Origin of the sequence: Nocardia sp. NBC_01329, assembly GCF_035956715.1 — a bacterium.
GTDB lineage: Bacteria > Actinomycetota > Actinomycetes > Mycobacteriales > Mycobacteriaceae > Nocardia.
In genome coordinates this window covers 688,868-706,473 of record NZ_CP108381.1, presented here as the reverse complement: position 1 = coordinate 706,473, position 17,606 = coordinate 688,868, and the positions used below count along the sequence as shown (strand labels likewise).

Genomic DNA, 17,606 nt, shown 5'->3' with positions numbered 1-17,606 from the left:
TCGATCACCGCAGCCTCGTAGATTCTGATCGGGTCTGTCAGAATCCCCTCATGACTGCGGCACGCCCGGAACTCGTCATCTGGGATATCGACGGCACCCTGATCCCTGCCGACCTGAGATGGCTCCGAAGGGCTATCGCACGTACTTACGCTTTAGCGGAGCCCGATGTGGTTTTCCCGGCAGCGCGAGTGCATGGGTTCACCGACGAGTCGATCGTTGTCGAAACAGCTGTTACGTCGGGTATCCCGCAAGAACTGGCGCAGGCCGGCGTTGCTCGCTTCCACAACGAACTCGCGAAGGTGATGTCAGAAGGCGAAGAAGAGCTGGCGCGAGACCAACCGGCCTATGCCGGTGCGGCTGAGTCGATCGCCGAACTGGACAAACATGGGTTCGTTCAAACCGTCTTGACCGGCAACATGCGATATGCGGCAGAAGCCAAGCTGAGAGTGGCCGGCCTGGATTCGCTCCTGCGACTCGACCTCGGTGCTTACGGCTCGGATTCCCGGGACAGGCTGGAACTGACTGCTGTTGTCGCCGACCGATATCTCAGCCAGTTCGGAAGCCCGCTTTCCATTTCGCAGACTGTGGTTATAGGTGACGCTCCGAACGATATCTATTGTGCTCGGCATGCCGGCTTTCGGGTTATCGTCGTAACGCACCGGATGAAGCACAGCGAATTACTGGAACACTCTCCCGATGAGATCCTCGATGCCTTGGATCCGGACTCGGTTGTTTCCGCGGTCCAATCCCTGACCGGTACCGCTCACTGAATCTCGGTACTTCGGATCCGTTCCCGGAGCGCCCGGACAGGCTGCTCGTTGCGCCACGGTGTGGTTCTCTCGATTGCCCGATGTGCACGTTCGATACCACGTTGGTTACCCATGGCAACGAGACTGCTGTGGGTTTCTCCGAGAATCCGACACCCCTCTTCGAGTTCGCCGATCTGGTTGTATGCGCTCGCCAGGTCGACCTGTGCGGCGAGCCCCACATTCCGGTTCCCGTATCCAGTTGTGCTCAGTGCCGCGTCGAGAGCAACGATGGCTTTCCGGGGCTTGTTCAGGAAGAGCCAGCAAGTGCCTTCGTAGACAAGAAGCCGACTCGCATCCCAGTCACTGAAAAGCCCAGTACGGTCAACTTCATCAATGTCGTCAACTGCGCGCTGTGCGCGAGACAGCGCGTCCTGGCACTCCCGATCGAGCTCGAGCACCGCATATGCCTGGGCAAGCTCGGCGCCTATCCTTGCCCTGGCGGCAGGCGGCAAGCTATCCGTCATCGTCGCAGCGTCTCTGAGTATCCGCAGACCAATGATTACGTCGCCATCCGAGCCGATCAACGTCGCCGCATCCGACCGCAAGTTGCTTTCGAATATCCGAGCCACCCCTCCGATGACCGGATCACGCATGCTGTCTGCCAGCTTGCGAGCAAATGCGCAGTGCGAGAGCGCCATCGCACGATCGCCGACAGCACTCCATACTCGACTTGCAACAATGGAGGTCTCACCCAGCAGTGATCCGAGTCGTTCTTTCAGCCGGCTGTCGCTCGTATTCCGGAACAGGGCTGAAACAGTGTCCCGGTGTGCTTCGATGGGACCGAGGAGCGCACCCGGCGCCACGCTTTGGCGCTGGCCGGCCAGCAGACGGGTCACCTCGACGAGACTCGTGATCGCATGTTCGGACATCCGCTGCGACCGAAGGTGTGCACCGATCTGTTCGCGATCCAATGGCATGTCGAAATCTATGGCCTCCGATAGCGCCCCTGGATGAGTGCACGGGCCCAAGACGCCGATGGGCACACACTCACTTCGTTTATCCGCGGAACCCGCTGTGTCTACTCGGCTAACGTCGCGACGGGCGGCTTTCCGCTTTTGCTTGATCTGGTCGTGTAGCGCCATGAGCTCACCATCAGCGTCGAGCCCTGCATCTATAGCCGCAACAAGATCTCGGGAAGGTAGATTCGCGTCCTCCCATTCGGTCATGGACACGTACTGACGCGTATACCCGATTCGCGTTGCGAGTTCGCGCTGACTCAACCCCGCCGCCAGCCGCCGACGTTTTATTTCGCGCGCAAGTTCATCGGCCACCTGGGCGCGCTGACGATTGTGGTCGGGCACCACTACCCGTTCGACGTTCCCCTCCTGCATGACTCGATTCTGATGGAAAGTCCGCAACGGCAAGTCTCTTTCACAAGTTTTGCCACCTTTCTTGCCATTCGGTTCCACCGCTGTTCTGGGACTGACAGCCCACCGAATAGATCTCGAGGGGAACAGCAATGAGAACCACGGATGCCCGCGCAGTGACCGGATTTTCTCCGGACGAAGTGTCTTCAGTTGCTGCGGTCGGCAGACCCGCTGAGACCAGACGGTCCACGACACTGCATGGTCGCCAGGCCAGCTGTCACAATCACCGCGTCCTTCTGGAACGGATAGTTGCAGGGCTCCGCGCGCTCCACGACACCGACCCAATAGGTCCTTTTCAGACCGACCTTCCAATCCGCAACTACGCGCAGCCTGATCAGGCGGCGCCATGAACCACTCGATCGCGTTCGGCTGGATCGACTACGACATTAGCCGTGCTCCCGAATGGGATCGCGCCCAGGTACACCGCCTCGCCCGCCACCTCGGATACCGCCTCGTGTGGCCCGACGAACGATCGGTACTCCGGGTGGCCGACCAGGCACGCAACGCCCGAGCCGACCTGGTGATCCTGCCGGCGCCCGATCACCTGAGCCCGCTTGAGCTCAACGCGGTCATGGACGTGGCCGATGTGGAAACCGTGGTACCGCGACTCAGCTTCGCCCGCTGGGCATTCGCAAAGGTGAGTCCATGAGCGCCACGGTGGCGATCGGTTTCGCCATCGCGATCGGGCTACCGCTGCTGGTGATCGCGGCGACGATCTGGTGGCCGTGATGATCGGAGCACCGAACCGCTTCGCGCATGTGCACAAGTCGGCCGCGACCTATCTCGACGTCGCCACCAACGACCACGGCGACGAGAAGGGACTACTCGTATACCGGGCGTTGCAACGCGTCGAATCGCCTGAACCGCATCTCGTCGAGATCGGCCCGGGTGGCGGCGCTGCCGTCGACTACCTCGCGACGCGGGCAGCCGAGGAGCCACGCCCTGTACAACTCACACTGGTGGAGGCACCCGGCGTCTCCTCGACCTCGCTCACGGACGCGATCGGGCGGTTCAACGCGGTCGGGTCGTGCATGCTGGTGCACGGATGGGCTCAGGACATCGGGCGACTGTTGCGCGAACCGGTCGACGTGATCAGCGCGTCGGCCCTGATGCACGAGGTCTACTCCTACGGTGGCGGCTACTCCGGGCTGCACACCTTGATGCGAACCCTGCCGACCGTGCTCCACCCGTACGGTTACTTCGTCTACCGCGACGTCTACGCCGTCGCCGCACCGAGCCTGCACGAGCGGGTCGTGCAGTCCTACAGCTCACAATCCTGGTTGCAGTTCTGGCGCATGTTCGTCCCGCACTACCTGCGTGAAGGCACCCATCCCTATCACCATCACGACGACGAGGTCGTTGCGCGCCAGAACTCACGCATCGTGCCCGTAGCGGAACTGGATACTCGGGTGTGCGCGGTGATCGAAGCACCGGTCGGGCTGTTCCGCGAGGTACAACGGCACTACATCACCTGCCGCGGCCATGTCTGGCGTTCCGGGATCCTCGGGTTTCGGCCGGTTCTCGACGGACCACTGTCCAGAGACTGGATCGACTTCCGGACCGGCCACAAACGAGTGCACTACACCCTGACGGAATCGGATCGCATGCCGGCAATGCAACGGGCGAACGTCCTCGCGGTGAGTGAACCGTTCGACAATCACCACGTGATCGACGGAGATATCTTCGACGCCGTCAGCGACGTAGCCCTGATGGCATTCATGTCCGAGGCCGATCAGGGCGCCGACGACTGTGTCCGAACCTGGGATTCGTGGTTGACCCGCGAAGGCCGCGAGACCTACGCCTACCTCACCGTCGACGAGTTGCTTTCCGCGTTCGCGGTGCACTCGATCAACGCCCATCCCGGCCGAGACCTGGTCTTGATGCCGGTCTCGGCCGAGGATGTATTCACCCGCAACCGGCGCTACTACAACCGATTCCTCACCCACCGCCTATCGAACCCGCTCGTCGACGCGAAGCAGATGGTGCTGTTCCAGAACATCCCGCTGAGCGACACCGAAACCCTGCAACGCGCCCTCGGCACCCTGCAAACGATCTGCTCGAAACCGACACTCGCTCGACTACACACGGCAATTCACTGGAAAGGATGACCTCCCGCATGGACCTGATCGAGGTCGAACGCAAGCGCGAACTCGCCGACAGCGAACCCCTGCGCCGCCGCCTCGCCGAACTCGGCTATCGCGAAATCAGCTCGCTGACCGAAGTCGACACCTACTACAGCCGACCCGACGTCGACTACGTGGAAACCGTCGAATGCCTGCGGGTACGTCAGCGCGACGGCTCGGCCGAGATCACCTACAAGCCGCCGTCCAGCACAGCAACCCATTCGGATCACGGCGTCATCGCGAAACAGGAGACCAATGTTCAGCTGGCCGACACCGGCCAAGCGGGCGCGGCGAACGCACTGCTCGCGGCGGTCGGAATGGTCGAACTTGTCCGAGTTGAGAAGGCACGCACCACCTACCGCCGTCCAGGCAATGACGGCACGACCATAAGTATCGATATCCTCGCCGGGGTCGGCGCCTTCGTCGAAACCGAGATCCTCACCACTGACAGCGAGGACGCAGCTATCCAGCTCGCGGACATCGAACAGGCGATCGGTGTTTCCGCTCACCCAATCGTGCGCGTCCCGTACCGGGACCTGATGATGCACGCACACGCGACCTAGATTTTCACCTGTGCCGTCGAAATCCAAGACTTCGCCATCACGATCGGGCTACCGCACTCATCCGGTTGTTTCCCATTTAGGTACCATTTTGGTTCCCATTTCCCATTTCATTCCCATCGAGTGCCATTTGCTTGTGGCCATCGGCCTGGTAATAGCCGGTTTCGTGATCGCGATCGGACTGCCTCTGCTGGTGATCGCGGCGACGATCTGGTGGCCCTGATCGTCGCGTCGTGAAGGGGCCACCGGAACAAGGACCACTCCAGTCCTGGCTCGGACACCGTAATGCGACGGTGCAGCACGCTGACGGCGGCCGGACCTCACGCCGCGGGGTCGGTCGGCATCTTCAGTAGATGTCCACCGATGTCCGCCGGCAGTTCCAGCTTCCTGCCCAACGCGGAAACACACGCGACGAGAGCTTCGACCGTCGCGACCTCACCATGTTCGATCCGCGACACCCGCCCCGGGCTGACTCCCATGATCTCGGCCGAACCCGCCTGCGTGAACCCCAGCCGCTTCCGCTCCTCGGCAAGCTGGTAACCCCACTGCTCGGCCATGATCGACCGACGAAGACGCGCGGCCTCCTCTTCGCCCACACGGCGGCGATAGCCTTCACGATCCCAGTTGGAGAAGCTACTCATCGCCCTTCCTCCTCTGCCCGTTCCTTCAGATACACCGCGTACAGGAGGGGGTCGGCTCTGTACATACAAAGGCGGACTCGCGCAAATTCTCACCGGGTCTGCGTCCTGGAGACCGGGCCACGTGGTTTGACGTTGGCGCGCTGCGCACGCTTGTGCCCCGCTCTGCGCCACCATGCCTCGGCGTCGTCCAAGTGACCGCGGAGGCGGAGCCGTATCGCCATGTTGTGCATGGCGTCGGTGTGACCGGATTCGGCCGCCTGCTGATACCAGATGATGGCATCGTCGAATCGGAGAGTCCGGTCGAGCATGACGGCCAGGTTGTACATTGCGTCGGTATTCCCGGCTTCTCCCGCGAGCCGCCACCAACGCTCAGCGTCCTCCAAGAACTGTTCTTCGTAAAGCAGGTTTGCCAGATTACCCATCGCTTCGGGGTTACCCGACTCAGCAGCCTTGCGGTACCAGTCGTGGGCTTCAATGGACTGTTTGCGCGCGACCAGCAAATTGGCGAGATTGTTCATTGCACCGAGATGCCCCTGGGCCGCGGCACGCCGCCACAAGGCTTCCGCTCCGACGGTATCGCCCTGGTCGGCCGAGCGCTGTGCGCTTTCGAACAGGGACTCGCTATCCGCGTCCGTCCCCGGTGTGGTCGTAACCTCAGCATCGGTGGCCGGCTGGGGGTCAGGCGCGGTGAACAGGCGTAGCTCGCCGGCGATATTGACGCTTCGCCGCTGCGGCCGGGGCTGGCTGTTTTGATGCAGCATCCGATCAACCCTCTGATAGAGCTGATCCAGAGTCAGGCCGGTGTCTGCTGCGGCGCTCAACAGCGCACCGGTGAAAGCCGTATAGCGGTGACCTTCAGGCGCGAGTGACGTCTCGTCCCTCGCAGAGGACGTGATGGTGTAGGTACCCCTGATATCGATCTGTCCGCCGATCACGGCATCGGGCGAGCTCATCGCTTCGAACGCACGTCCCGAGAAACAACAGTCGAGGATCAGGATTCGGGCGCGGGCCCGACTTTCCATGAGCTCATCTCGGAGCGTCGTGAATGCCACCGAACTCCATTCGGGCTCTTCATGGTCGGTGTCGGGAAGCGCCAGGTACAGGCGTCCGCGCCGGTCCACCACACCATGACCGGTGTAGTAGACGAGCAGGACATCCTCGGCGTCACGCGCAGCCGCAGCGACAGCCTTTCCGACCTCGGCGCTCTGCCCGGGATCGCTGAGCACAGTGCAGTGCTCCTCGTCGAATGCTGCCCCGGGCCCGGTCAAGCTTCGGGCGAGGTCGCGGACGTTGTTGCCGGCAGCCGGAATGTCCGGGAATTCAGGATCGGAGTACCGGCTCACTCCGACGAGTGCGGCACGCCAACCGTTCCGTTTCCGCATCGCGTCACTATCGGTTGTCGAGCTGCTCCAGCATGGACTGCAGCGCTTGCGTGACTTCCGGCATCTTGACTCGTTCTGCATCGAGAGTGATCTCGGAGTCCGCACCGGCCTTGATAGTTATGGCGATCTTGGACCTCCGGAGAGTGAACCACGTGTTCAGCGACCTGGCGAGCGCGGTGGCCAGCCCACCGGCTCCGGCCGCGACGATCAGCACATCGGTCAGTCCACCCATCTGCCCGGGTCGAATTTGCTTCGGGGGCAGATCAACTCTGCCGCGCAGTTCATCGTTGTCGTTGAACCATTCGAGCAGCTGGAAGAGATCGTCGGCGCTGCCATCCATTTCGATGGTTACCTGGTCCACAGATTGCGTCATGCCTTCCGTCCTTTGCGTCGAGACCATACGCGGATGGTGGGTTTCGGTGCTCTCGCACGGATCACGGCAGATCCGGACCATGCTGGGCGTTGCGGCTCTGGCGGTATTGATCGGCCTCCGGCGTCTCGGTGAACTCGAGCATTCCATCGGCCACTTCCCGGAGGTGTTCCCGCACCTCGGCGGGTGTCGCACGAAAGAATTCACGACGCCGATTGACCTTGTTGATGCGCTTGTCCTCCAGCCGGCGGTGGAGCTCGGCTTCGATTCCGGCGGCGTCCTTGTCGAAGAACAGCGCGTGAACGTCGTATTTGAACGGCACCGACGCATTGCTGAGTTCGCTGATCCGCTCATACGGATGGAACCGTCGGGTCAACCCGATCTGCACTACGTCCGAACCGAACGCGCCGATATTGGAGATGACGTACACGTATCCGGCGCGAACATCGTCGACCCGGGCCTGGATGGAAGCGATGGCCCGATCCCGCTCCGCCAGCCTTTCGCGTAGCTCGGTCGCGGCATCGGTTTCCGCATTGCCTGCAGCCTCGAGGCCGGACAGGGCGTGGCGGTCCCTTTCCTGTTGCTGCTCGAGTTTCGTTTGCTCCCGAGCTAGTTCCTCCTGCGCCCGGCGTTCCTCGCGCAGCCGATCGCGTTCGTCGCGTTCCGCCTCTTTCTGACGTGCCAGCAATTCGAGATGATCGGCGGTCAGCTCCAGCTCGCGACGGCGAAGCCGGTGGTAGCCGGGAGCAATGCGTAGTTGCATGGTCGCACCGAACCGCTCGAGAGTGTCGGCCAGCCGGTCCAGACGGTCGAGCGTCTTGCCCAGCTTGTACGGCTTCAGACCGCGCACCAGGTTCTCGGCCTCTGCGTTATAGGCGCGCAGCATCAACTTCGAGTACTCCCGAATCATTCTGCGACCATCGGTGACCGACCCTTCGACCACCCACGTCTTCGGCGCCTCGATCGCACCGCCGTCACGACGAGCCAGAGCTTTGATCTCGCCCTGCAGTCGCCTCAACTCGTCTCGGTAGGCGACGGAGTCCGACAATGGGTGCCGGTATTCGTAGATCCCGATCTCCTGGAGGACGTGCTGCTCCCGCATATCGACCACCTGCTCCAACAGGTTGTCCAGCACCGCCTGCTTATCGGCGATCTGCGCCTCGAGCTGGGCCTGCAACCGCTGCATGTCGCCGAGCCCGAGGCCGCCGACCTGTTCCAGTTGCTCCCGTAGCCGCCGGTTTTCGGAGAGAGCTTCGGCGAGCGCATCCGCCTGCCTCTTCGCAAAGGCGCGAGCGCCGAACAACGGAACCTTCGACTGGTCCGCAGCGCCGGGATAGGCCTGCTCCGCGGACACCGCCCTCCGATCAGCCGTCCACGCCTGCCCATCCCAGTATCTCAGGAAGCCCTCGTTCTGCGGGTCGGGATACCAATCCGGTGACACCCTGCTCATGATCCCCCTTGTGACAGTTCGTCTTTCGAGAATGCCAGCTCACGCCGAGGCTCGCACAGCGAATCTCGAATCAACTCACACCGGAGTGAACTGACCGAACCGGTGCCGGCGCGCCCCCTGCTGACCACGCGAGGTATCGATAAGCACGCCGAGAAGCCGGACTCGGCGAGCCGCTATTTCTACTTCAGCACGAAACTCGGAATGATTCCTTCTCTTGGTCCGAGTTCGGAGGACAGTCGTCGAAATGAATTTCCCCGCACGAGCATCGGACGATTCCGTGACATCGGCCGTGCAGAGGCTGCACTCGCGAAGACCGAACGATGCGGGCGATCGAAGTCAAATCGGCAGGGAAACCAGGTATTGGGCGCCGGCCCAGCCCTCGACGACATCGACACAACTCTCTCGGAGCTGATGCAGCGGTCACCGAGGTTATCCGGCGTTGTCAACCCGGGAAAATATCTCGCCGGTGAGGCGCCACAGTTCGTCCGAAGTCACCTCACCCGGCCGAGACTGGACCGCAAGGTACAGGGAGTCCGCGGTCAATGCCCACTTGTCGAGATCATCCGATGTCGTGGTGATGAACGCGTGCTCGCCGTAGGTGCTTCGGAGTTCTTCAGGAACGGGCTCATGGTGGAAGAACGGCTCCGGATACAGATCCGCCTCCGCGGCGACCTCACGTTCACCGACCGGCACGTGTCGGGTGCTGACCAAGATGCTTCCCCGTACGTCGACCGAATCCGGCGACGGACAATACAGGACACAGAAGAACCGAGCGGGTTCGTCCTCGTCCACTACTTTCGGAGACAGCCCCTCGAACGCCGCAGGTAATATATCTTCGAGAGCTCCGGAATGACGCAAGCCGGTCAAGTCCGCGCTGTGACCGTCTACGCTGTGTGATGGTGACACCGAAGTCCTCCTGGTCGGTCCGAGGCTGTGGCCAATTCGCGGCTACAGCCGCTGACGGCGACTGACATCGTGGCACATGGAGACGTAACAATCGCTGTTCGGGGCGGTGTCAACCGACGCATCGGTGAGCTGCGGAGGTCGGATAGGCGGTGATGATGTCGCCGTTGGAGTCCTTGACAATGACGTTGTTCCAGAAGTAGTTGCCGGTCGATTCGCCATTACGCTTGTCGTACATCCAGATCTTGCGGGCGTAGCAGGTCTTGCCGTCCCGGTTCGATGTGGCTTCCGGATGCCGCAAGGCGGCCTCGATCGAGTAGTCCATCAGATTCATCCACTGGTCACCGGTGATCAGCGCCTTGTTCGACCAGTCGTCCAAATGGCGACCCTTGATGTGCTCGAACCCGTACTCCCGGTTGCCGCACACCATAAACGCCCGCCTACCGCCGTGGACGTCATAGGTTCCAATGGACTTGCGTTCGTCCGACATCCCACACGGACGGTACGGAGGAGCTCCGGGGCTCTGGGCAGTGCGACGCTGACCGTTCAAGCCGTCGCGTAAATGGTCGAGAGTGGCGCCTATCGGATCAGGCGCGCCCCAGGTGACCGTCGGTCCCGGAACCGCTGGCCACGAGTCGAGCGTGGTCGGCACGCCCGCAGCGGTCGCTCCGCCGCTGACGCCCATGATCGCGAAAGCGGCCATTCCCATCACGAACGCGGCCACCCTCCGGCGGGCAAACCTCGCACCGATCGGATTCCTGAGTGCAATCCGGTTCATTCGTCGCACCTTCCGTCGGACAACAACGAAATATGTTGCCTTCAGCAGGGTTCGACGCAGCTACCTGGGATATGGTTCCGTTGTTCTCACTAGCTTCGTAGGTAGGCACTCGTACAGTAGTCGATCCTTCAACCGGCTGTTGCCCGGCTACGATCGCACAGCGCGCCAGGCAGTACCTCCTCGGCGCCGACGGCCGGGCTTTCCTTGAAGCGATGCGGATGATCGACCGCGGCGAGATCGTCGGCGCCGCGACCGTAGTCGGTGTGTATCGGGCGCTGCTGGAGGACCGCGGGTTGGTGGCCGGCCGCACGCCCGAATCGGCGGAGCTTCGTTCACCGAATGGCTCGACGCCACCTACCCGGTCAAGGGCTGACCCCGCGGCCCCGTCCGATCAGCAGCCCTGCGGAGCCCGCCAGGCGTCCTGCGCGTAGGTGGTCGAGCCGACCATGGCGCCGATCATGCCGCCGATAATCCCGAACGGGATGGCCCCGACAAAGAAGACGGGCAGACCCGCGATCGCGCCGCTCCCGGTCCCGAGCAGGGCGCCCAGGCCGGCCCGAAGTTCGATGGAGTCGCCGGGCGCCATGCACGCCGCGATGGGCGCCACCGCCCCGGACCCCGGAACATCGGGTGCTTGCACCGGCGCGACCGGCGCGGGCGCCGGGGCGGGCTCGGCCGCCGCGACGCCCCCTGATCCAACAATGAGCAGCCCGGCAATGATGCTGCCGAGCACGGTGCGGGTCGATATCTTCAACATATGCGCGCAGTTCCCTGATCAGTCGAAAACAAGTATGCGACCTGAGTAGCCAGATCTGCGACCATAATGTCGTATCGGCCGGTGTAATGCTCGCTTTCGGTATCTCGGTCGGAGCAAGCCAGCAACCGTGCTCGTCGATGATCCGGCCTACCCCGCCGCCCCTCCTGCGCAGGTAGACCCGGTTTCAGTCCTCCCCCATGCCGTCGGCTCGAAGGAGTTGCCGTCCGGCTCTCGATCGGTTGAATCGGGTACAGCTCCTCCGCGCGACAAATCGCCTGCTCGTACCAGGGTGTTACCCGGCCTTGTCGCCGCCGGTCATCATGACCGCCGACCGCCACAGGTCGAACGCGAACAGCACTCGGATCATCGTCGGTCTTGGTCGCAACTGCTTCAAGCGGCCCAAAGCGCGGCGTCGTATGCCCGAGGAAGTCGGATTAGACCACCGACTATTCCGGGTTGAAGATGAAACTCGGAATAAGGGCCGTTTCATTCCGAGTTTCGGAGCGTGAGATCGACGACCTCGACGCAAGGGTCTGGCGACTGCTACTTCTGGTAGCGTCCGCCGCGTGAGCAAGATTCCGACGGCGGCCGAGGAGTCGCGGTTCTGGGAAATCATCGAGTCGGCGTGGGAACGGGTTGGTACCGACCCGAACGGGCTGCGAGGAGCCCTGATCGATCGCGAGAGCGATGATGAGGCATACGCCATTGACGAGTATCTGGAGGCGTTCCTCCACCATCTGGGTGCGCTGAGCGAGGGGCTGTCGGCGGCGGAACTGACTGCGTTGGACCGGGTGCTGGAGCGGAAGCTGTACGACATCGACCGCGCTGATATCCAGCAGGTGACCGATGGCTCGGATGACGGTTTTCTGTACTGCCGCGGGTTCATCGTCGCGATGGGCAGGGACTTCTACAATGCCGTGGTGGCCAACCCCGAAGTGGCCGTGCTGGACGCTGAATGTGAGGCCATGTGCTACTTCTTCGCGCATTTGCACGATGAGCGGTTCGGCGGCTTCCCGGACACCGGTTCCGGCATTTCCCGCGAGACCACATCGAACCAAGCTGGCTGGGACTGACCTTCTTCTTCGCCCAACAAGCTCTGTCGGCAGGAACTGATCAAACCGGTACAGCTGGTGCGGCGAGAGATGCTGGTGGGTGTCGCCGGACCTGTCGGCCTTCGCCGCGCCCCACCTTTTTCGCGGCATGAAAGCCAACCCATCGGCCACGTCGATGGTCGCCGCTACGACCGCCACCGACGTACTCCTGACCAAGGTCACCAGCACCCGGAGAATCGAACTGGCCGACCTGACGGCCGCTCACCGCGAACTCATGCGGAACGACCCGGCGGACGGCGACTACGCCGGACGCGTTCGCGACATGCAGAACTGGATCGGCGGCAGCAAGTACTCGCCACGCGATGCCCTGTACGTTCCTCCGCCGCCGGAAACCGTCGACGAATACCTGCAAGACCTCATCGGCTACGCGAACCGGGACAAAAGCGGACCCCCAGATCCGCGGTTCAGACAGGTCCTTCCAACCCTCTGCCCGCATCCTGATCTGTATATCGGCGACCCTGAACTTCGCCCCCTTCGGTAGCGCCAAAATCAGTTGCCGAGCGGTGTCCAAGGGTCAAATCGGCAGGGAAACCAGGTATGGGGCGCCAGCCCAGCCCTCGACGAGTTCGACGCACTCTGTCGGAGCTGATAGCAGCGGTCACGGAGGTTATCCGGCGTTGTGAACCTGAGTGTGTATCTGCCCGGGCCGGCGACGGTCAGCGCGGCCCGACGGCCGGGTAACGGGCTGCGGCGGTGACCGACCGGCGGACAGGGCCGGTCCGGTGCCGATGCGACGTCCGATTATCGCCAGCGGACGGTGCGCGGCAGACCGACAGTGAACATATGACCAAACCTTCCGCTATATCAGCCCTACAAGTCCTCGAAGGAATGTACCGGGCCGAAATCGAGTATCTCGCTGCCGGCGGTCCCGGTGCCGCCTCGTTCAGCACTCTCGAACCGTTCTTCGCCCCGGATGTCGAGCTGCGGCAGGCCGACAGCCTTCCTTACGGCGGAATCTGGCGCGGCCACGGGGGTTTGGAGCGGTTCTTCTTGGCCATGAGTGCGACCTGGGATCGATTCGAGATTGTCGGGCAAACGATCCTCTCCGATACCGATCCACTGGTCGCGCTGAACCACATACATGCGCGTTCCCGGGCCACCGGCCGCGAGCTCGAATTCCCCATCCTGCAAACGATCACCGTGACCGACGGCCGCATCACCGAGGTGCGGCCTTTCTACTGGGACACTGCGGCGATCACCGCAGTATGCGCACCCTCGCCTGGTCTCTCGCGAGAGGAGCACGGCGGGTAGCGCCGGAGCCGAAATACACCCGAAGTCCTACGCCCGGCCGGCGATCGACCCGTCGCAGGCGAGTCCGTTTCCGGTCGCTCGCGTGGCGGCGAGGAGCCTGGATCCCCAGTCCTTCATGAGGTCGGTCGCTTCGGGTGGCCCGTGCACGATGAACGGTGCTCCGATCGAGACGAGGCAGAAGGCCGCCCAGTCCAGGGATTCGGCGGCGATATGGACCTCGCACGAGCCAGGGTCGATGGCAGCGACGGTGCCGTAGTGGACGATCTCGGCTCTGACCCGTTCGGCGGAAGCCTGGATGGTGGCGTGCACCCGGTACCTGGAGGGCATCGACCCGATCCGGTCGCGGACGTATTCCACCGGATCGCCGCCGGGCATGCGGCGCGGTGCGAATCGTGCGCCGGTGCGGCGTGGTCGCGCGACCCGGTCGATTCGGAAGGTCCGCCAGTCGGCGCGATCGAGATCCCAGGCCACCAGGTAGAGGCGGCTTTCGACATTGACGATCTGATGCGGTTGGGCGGTGCGATGCGACGTGGCCGCGTCGCTGCCGCGGTAGGAGAACGAGACGGTATCGGCGTCCCGGCAGGCGAGCGCGAGAGTGGTCAATGCGGTGACATCGCCGATCACCGCACGGTTGTATCCATCACCGGCGGGGGTCGCGACCGTCCGGAGACTGTCGATCCGGCGGCGGATCCGGACCGGAAGGACCTGGACGATCTTGGCCATAGCGCTCATGGCAGCTTCCGCGGAGGCGGGATGGACGCCGGTGGCGATCTCCTTCAGCCCGAGCACCGTCGCGGCGGCCTCCTCCTCGCCCAGCACCAGTGGCGGCAGGCAGGCACCCGCGCTGAGCTGGTAGCCGCCGCCGGTTCCGCGCGTCGTGACGATCGGATAGCCGATCTCCTGGAGACCGAGTACATCGCGCCGGACGGTCCGCTCGCTGACATCGAGTCGGCGGGCGAGATCGGCACCGGACCAGTGGCGACGGCTTTGCAGCAGACCGAGAAGCGCGAGGGTGCGAGTGCTGGTGGACACATCCCGAGGTTAGGCGCGCTTGTGGCCATATCCTGTCCGCAACTGCGGCGAATCTGGGGTCACCAACCGAAAGGAAACAGTATGTCCACCACTCCCGCCGTCCCCCCGGCGCCCGCCGGATCCGCGACGGTCGACCCCTTCATCTGGACCGACGACGCGGCAGGTCTGCTCGACTTCCTCGTCGATGTGTTCGGGGCGATCGAGGTCCCCGAGGCGCGGACCGCCGATACCGACGGCCTGATTCTGCATTCCGAACTGCGGATGGGCGATTCGACGCTGACGATCGCCGATCGCAAACCGGACTGGCCGTATATGCCGTCCTTCGTCCGCGTCTACGTCGACGATCCGGCCGCCACGCTGAAACGCGCCGCCGCGCGTGGTGCGCGGATCGTGACCGAGCCGACGGATTTCTGGGGCGACGTACTCTCCCGCTTCGCCGACCCGTTCGGCCACCTGTGGTGGGTGTACAAGCACAATCCGGATAGCGCGTCCTGGGATGAAGGATCGGCGGACGGAACCGGCGAAGGCGACTGGGGGCAGGCCGATTCCGCCGAGGACGGCGCGGGCGAACAGTCCTGGGAGTCGTTCGCCACCCCGGAATTGACCGCCGTTCATTCCTCGCTCATGGAAGCGATGGCGTCGCTGCAGGATCCGCGCACCCGCTGACCCATCGGCTATGCCCTGCGGCCGCATATGCGCCGCAGGGCATCGGCATCCGAATTTCCGGGGCAGGGACTTCCGGGCCGCCCGTTGGGCCTGGGCCCGGTTCGTTCCCGGACTCCTGGTCATGACGGCGTTGTTCGGTACCGCCGGCACCGGCTCCAACCTCCAGCTCGACCTCCACAGCGGCACCCACCAGCGCCTGCTGGTCACGCCCCTGACCCGGTCGGCCCTCTTCCTGGGCCGCGCGATCAAGCGGTGACGCCGCATTGATCCCGTGATCGATTATCACAGGTCAGAGAGACCTTTCGCCAATTCCGGCACTTCATGCCGGAATTGGCATGAACAGGGGAAGCTAACTCGGTGTCCACTTGCCTGGGTGGACTTCAACGGCGCCGCAATGGGCTGCCCGCTACGGATGGTCCGACCAGTACCGCGCACTACAAGCCGACTCCGATCAGCGCCGGACGCCGCAACGCCTACTCGCCCGAGCTATCAAGGCATACGAAGAAGTACTGTCCGCGCAGGCGATCGCCACGCTGCGCCGTATCACGCTGGGAGCCGCTCGGAAAGAGTTGCGCGAAGCAGGTATCCAGCCGGTCGGACGTCCAACCGGCTGGTCCGACGCCGGCGAATTACCCGAGGTCGAATTAGACCTGACCGCCCTGGACCAGCGCTCAGCGCCCCAGAGACCGTTACTACCACCCATCAAATCAAACCCGCACCTCAACCGAACAGGCTTTGAGAAAGCTAGACCACTGTGTACTCGGCGCTGCAATCTCCGAAGCTGCGATTTTCATCGTTGCCGTGGTTGAAGGCTTGCAACACGAGGGCGATACGACCGGGTTCGGTTCGCACAGCGGGAATCGACAGCACATTGTCGGGGCCGTAGACCTTGGCAACCACCTCGGCTCCCCCGTTCCGGCCGGTGTCGAGATTCGCCCAGATCAGATTGAACTTTTGCTCGTAACTCGTTTCGGTTCCGGCATCGGTGAGCATGGTGAAGGTTGCGGCACCGGGACCGGCCGGTGCGGCGAAGGTCGCGCTGGAACCTCCGATGGTGGTGTCGTCCGGAGTCGGATAGGTGAACTCGCACAGCGCATCACCCTGGTCACTCGGGGCAGCTGAGACAGCGGGGGCCCCGCCCACCGCCATGCATACGGCGGCGATACCGAGCACTGTCGAACGAATTCGCTTCATCATTGTCCACCCTCTACTGGTTCTGGAATGTGGTCAACAGTAGCGTGATCGACGCGCGTGCCGACGACGATGCCCGTTTCACCTGTGTCGGATATCGGCGCCCTGCGCCCCGAGTTGCTCCAGAGCCTGGAGCGAGAGGAAGACCATAGGACCGGCATCCTCGAACTGGCTGCCGATGTTCCCGGCGATGCCGCCTTCCAGCGAAAGCTTTCCTGTCAAATCCACTTTGAGCTGCGGAGAGTCCTCGCCGAAGTCGAGATCCGCCAGATCGACCCACACGATATTGGGTCGCGTTGTGGACTCGTACACGTAACGCTTGTTCGTCAAGTCCAGAACTACCTGCCAAATCGTCTGCGACGCATCGGGTTTACCGGGATCCGGGATACGGAACGGCTGTGCCACATTGCGGACGAGGCTGAACATGCCGGCGATGGCTTCCAGTTGACTGTCCGGCTGGGGCAGACGCCTCGCGTAATACGCCGCCCGGGCGAAGCGATGCTCGGCCAGCGTATCGCCGGGCAACGGATCCTCTCCCCCGAGACCTGCCCAGCGCGTGAGCAGTTCGATCTGCTGATCGTATGTGGGAGAGTTCGTCATCACGCGATAGTCACGACTGTGGTAAACGTTCGGATGACCGTCGATGTACTCGATGATCGCCGAGTCGCCGTTCGCGTCGTCGAGAGCGAGGTGCAGCGCGGGCGGTACACCACCCGTCGGGTCGGGCATCTGCATGACCTGAACATTCGTTTCCGCGACCCAGTTCACGGCCTCGGTGACGGTGGCGAAATTGTCCAGGAAATACTGCAACCACATCGCCTGGCTCAACGCAGGACGAGAAGTGTCGCGTTCACCGTAGGTCGATTCGGCGAGCCACAGCACATGCCCGCCCAATCCTGCCTCGTTGAGACCGTCCACCGAGATGATGTCGAAGGCGGTGGCGATGACACTGCCATAACGAGAAGTCCAGGTGAGCTCACCGTCGACTCCGTCGTCACGGGTGACCCCCCGGGGTTGTTTCCACAAGTTGGTCATCAGGTCCTTGTGGAAGTCCATGTTCCGGCCTACCAGAACGGACCCGTTTGCGTCCGGCCAAACAACGCGAGTGCACATGAAGCCTCCTGGGCGTTTCACAATCGCAGAGGGTTGAGCCCACGCACCGAGCGAATCGGCCCGGCGTCGAGCACAGCGACACTTCACCGGAAGCCACTGCC

General features: G+C 63.1%; 21 protein-coding genes and 1 pseudogene. 10 read left to right on the top strand and 12 right to left on the bottom strand.

What is annotated here, in order from left to right; translation table 11 throughout:
- Positions 1 to 50: 50 nt before the first annotated feature.
- The gene (locus OG405_RS03270; protein ID WP_327150155.1) at positions 51 to 770 is read left to right on the top strand and encodes an HAD family hydrolase; all 720 of its coding nucleotides are present in this window, start codon (positions 51 to 53) and stop codon (positions 768 to 770) included.
- Here OG405_RS03270 and OG405_RS03265 read toward each other — a convergent pair.
- Entirely contained in the window at positions 764 to 2,140 is a 1,377-nt protein-coding gene (locus OG405_RS03265) for a helix-turn-helix domain-containing protein (RefSeq protein WP_327150154.1), read from the bottom strand. The genes OG405_RS03270 and OG405_RS03265 overlap by 7 nt on opposite strands.
- Positions 2,141 to 2,522: 382 nt before the next feature.
- On the opposite strand from OG405_RS03265, the gene OG405_RS03260 reads away from it, so the two are divergent.
- The 4 genes from OG405_RS03260 (at position 2,523) to OG405_RS03245 (ending at position 5,082) form a co-directional block, all read left to right on the top strand.
- Entirely contained in the window at positions 2,523 to 2,825 is a 303-nt protein-coding gene (locus OG405_RS03260; protein ID WP_327150153.1) for a hypothetical protein, read from the top strand.
- Positions 2,826 to 2,904: 79 nt separating this feature from the next.
- Positions 2,905 to 4,284, top strand: coding sequence for a hypothetical protein (locus tag OG405_RS03255; protein ID WP_327150152.1), 1,380 nt, complete (start codon positions 2,905 to 2,907; stop codon positions 4,282 to 4,284).
- Positions 4,281 to 4,862 carry a class IV adenylate cyclase gene (cyaB, locus tag OG405_RS03250; protein WP_327150151.1) on the top strand — a complete coding sequence of 194 codons (582 nt, stop codon included), beginning with the start codon at positions 4,281 to 4,283 and terminating at the stop codon, positions 4,860 to 4,862. The genes OG405_RS03255 and cyaB overlap by 4 nt, the downstream gene beginning before the upstream one ends.
- 10 nt (positions 4,863 to 4,872) lie before the next feature.
- Entirely contained in the window at positions 4,873 to 5,082 is a 210-nt protein-coding gene (locus tag OG405_RS03245) for a hypothetical protein (protein WP_327150150.1), read from the top strand.
- 97 nt (positions 5,083 to 5,179) lie between these two features.
- Here the strand turns inward: OG405_RS03245 and OG405_RS03240 are convergent, their stop codons facing one another.
- From OG405_RS03240 to OG405_RS29090, 8 genes and pseudogenes are all read right to left on the bottom strand, one after another.
- On the bottom strand, positions 5,180 to 5,500 hold the full coding sequence (locus OG405_RS03240; RefSeq protein WP_327150149.1) for a helix-turn-helix domain-containing protein: 321 nt from the start codon (positions 5,498 to 5,500) through the stop codon (positions 5,180 to 5,182).
- 89 nt (positions 5,501 to 5,589) lie between these two features.
- A complete protein-coding gene (locus OG405_RS03235) occupies positions 5,590 to 6,882 on the bottom strand; it encodes a caspase, EACC1-associated type (protein WP_327152184.1) in 1,293 nt (430 codons plus the stop codon).
- 7 nt (positions 6,883 to 6,889) lie between these two features.
- Positions 6,890 to 7,255, bottom strand: a complete 366-nt coding sequence (locus OG405_RS03230) for an effector-associated constant component EACC1 (RefSeq protein WP_327150148.1) — start codon at positions 7,253 to 7,255, stop codon at positions 6,890 to 6,892.
- A gap of 61 nt (positions 7,256 to 7,316) precedes the next feature.
- On the bottom strand, positions 7,317 to 8,702 hold the full coding sequence (locus tag OG405_RS03225) for a DUF4041 domain-containing protein (RefSeq protein WP_327150147.1): 1,386 nt from the start codon (positions 8,700 to 8,702) through the stop codon (positions 7,317 to 7,319).
- A gap of 429 nt (positions 8,703 to 9,131) precedes the next feature.
- A complete protein-coding gene (locus tag OG405_RS03220) occupies positions 9,132 to 9,413 on the bottom strand; it encodes a hypothetical protein (RefSeq protein ID WP_327150146.1) in 282 nt (93 codons plus the stop codon).
- A 304-nt stretch (positions 9,414 to 9,717) separates the two neighbouring features.
- Positions 9,718 to 10,383, bottom strand: coding sequence for a hypothetical protein (locus tag OG405_RS03215; protein WP_327150145.1), 666 nt, complete (start codon positions 10,381 to 10,383; stop codon positions 9,718 to 9,720).
- Between the two features lie 391 nt (positions 10,384 to 10,774).
- Positions 10,775 to 11,140 (bottom strand): hypothetical protein, encoded by a 366-nt coding sequence (locus OG405_RS03210; protein WP_327150144.1) that lies wholly within the window; start codon positions 11,138 to 11,140, stop codon positions 10,775 to 10,777.
- Positions 11,141 to 11,435: 295 nt separating this feature from the next.
- Positions 11,436 to 11,531 (bottom strand): annotated as a pseudogene (locus OG405_RS29090) (type II toxin-antitoxin system RelE/ParE family toxin); the annotation flags it as partial.
- Between the two features lie 175 nt (positions 11,532 to 11,706).
- On the opposite strand from OG405_RS29090, the gene OG405_RS03205 reads away from it, so the two are divergent.
- The 3 genes from OG405_RS03205 to OG405_RS03195 all read left to right on the top strand — a co-directional run bounded on the left by OG405_RS03205 (position 11,707) and on the right by OG405_RS03195 (position 13,503).
- On the top strand, positions 11,707 to 12,213 hold the full coding sequence (locus OG405_RS03205; RefSeq protein ID WP_327150143.1) for a DUF4240 domain-containing protein: 507 nt from the start codon (positions 11,707 to 11,709) through the stop codon (positions 12,211 to 12,213).
- A 79-nt stretch (positions 12,214 to 12,292) separates the two neighbouring features.
- Positions 12,293 to 12,733, top strand: coding sequence for a hypothetical protein (locus OG405_RS03200; protein ID WP_327150142.1), 441 nt, complete (start codon positions 12,293 to 12,295; stop codon positions 12,731 to 12,733).
- A 302-nt stretch (positions 12,734 to 13,035) separates the two neighbouring features.
- Complete coding sequence (locus tag OG405_RS03195) at positions 13,036 to 13,503, top strand: nuclear transport factor 2 family protein (protein WP_327150141.1); 468 nt, start codon at positions 13,036 to 13,038, stop codon at positions 13,501 to 13,503.
- 27 nt (positions 13,504 to 13,530) lie between these two features.
- On the opposite strand, the gene OG405_RS03190 is transcribed toward OG405_RS03195, so the two are convergent.
- On the bottom strand, positions 13,531 to 14,535 hold the full coding sequence (locus OG405_RS03190) for a helix-turn-helix transcriptional regulator (RefSeq protein WP_327150140.1): 1,005 nt from the start codon (positions 14,533 to 14,535) through the stop codon (positions 13,531 to 13,533).
- Positions 14,536 to 14,616: 81 nt separating this feature from the next.
- On the opposite strand from OG405_RS03190, the gene OG405_RS03185 reads away from it, so the two are divergent.
- Positions 14,617 to 15,201, top strand: a complete 585-nt coding sequence (locus OG405_RS03185; protein ID WP_327150139.1) for a VOC family protein — start codon at positions 14,617 to 14,619, stop codon at positions 15,199 to 15,201.
- A gap of 121 nt (positions 15,202 to 15,322) precedes the next feature.
- Entirely contained in the window at positions 15,323 to 15,457 is a 135-nt protein-coding gene (locus tag OG405_RS03180) for a hypothetical protein (protein WP_327150138.1), read from the top strand.
- Positions 15,458 to 15,945: 488 nt separating this feature from the next.
- Here OG405_RS03180 and OG405_RS03175 read toward each other — a convergent pair whose 3' ends face one another.
- Positions 15,946 to 16,398 (bottom strand): hypothetical protein, encoded by a 453-nt coding sequence (locus OG405_RS03175; RefSeq protein WP_327150137.1) that lies wholly within the window; start codon positions 16,396 to 16,398, stop codon positions 15,946 to 15,948.
- A 75-nt stretch (positions 16,399 to 16,473) separates the two neighbouring features.
- Positions 16,474 to 17,505 (bottom strand): linear amide C-N hydrolase, encoded by a 1,032-nt coding sequence (locus OG405_RS03170; protein ID WP_327150136.1) that lies wholly within the window; start codon positions 17,503 to 17,505, stop codon positions 16,474 to 16,476.
- Between the last annotated feature and the right edge of the window lie 101 nt (positions 17,506 to 17,606).